The 794-nt window shown below is 71.2% G+C and carries 2 protein-coding genes; both read left to right on the forward strand.

What is annotated here, in order from left to right; all coding sequences use genetic code 11:
- Positions 1-92 precede the first annotated feature (92 nt).
- Positions 93-509 carry a DUF4259 domain-containing protein gene (locus ACFQUZ_RS32355; protein ID WP_377449110.1) on the forward strand — a complete coding sequence of 139 codons (417 nt, stop codon included), beginning with the start codon at positions 93-95 and terminating at the stop codon, positions 507-509.
- Between the two features lie 73 nt (positions 510-582).
- Positions 583-794: hypothetical protein (locus ACFQUZ_RS32360; RefSeq protein WP_377449112.1), on the forward strand; the 212-nt coding region annotated here is incomplete at its 3' end.

Here is a 794-nt window from a genome sequence, read left to right on the forward strand (position 1 = left end):
CGCCATCCGGGCACGATAGCCGCCTTCGTGTTCGCTGGGGTCCTGTCGGTGGCCGGTGCGAGAATGCCACGCATCCGATCTTGGGAGGCTTCGTGGGGACCTGGGACAGCGGACCGTTCGACAACGACACTGCCGCTGACTGGTGTGGTGACCTCGACGACGCCGACGCGGCCCAGCGCCCGGCGATGGTCCGCGAGGCGCTGAGCCGGGCCGCCGGCGAGGACGGCTACCTCGACGCCGACATCGCCTGCGAGGCGATCGCCGCAGCCGCGCTCGTGGCCGCGCAGCGCCCCGGCGGGCAGCGGATCACCTCCCCGTACGCGCCAGAGTTCCTCTGCGACGGCGGCCGGCTCGATCTGCCCGACGAGCTGGCGGTACTCGCGGTGCGGGCCCTCGACCGGATCATGGCCGCGGACTCCGAATGGTGTGAGCTGTGGCAGGACGCCGCCGCCGGGGACAACCCGGCCTTCGACGCCGTCCGCGACCTGCGCACAGTTCTGACGGCGTAGTGGGCGGGCTGGCGCACCGCCCGCAGGCACCCCGTACCGCTGCCTATGTGCGGTTCAAGCGGCCGAGGATCTGATGACGGGCATGGGTGTCCCGTGGCGGCGCAGCGTCGACGAGTTCACGCGGATCCTGCGCCAGCACGGTCAGGAGCCGGCAGCCGTGACCGACGTTGCGGCGGCGTGGCGAGCGTTCCGTGAGTTCCTTGACGTCGAGATCGAGGGTCTCGTTCCGGATCTGGACGCGGACGTCGACGGCTTCATCGTCCAGTGGGGCCGCTATTCCTGGCA

The organism is Plantactinospora sp. GCM10030261, from assembly GCF_042666615.1.
Taxonomy (GTDB): Bacteria; Actinomycetota; Actinomycetes; order Mycobacteriales; family Micromonosporaceae; genus KBS50.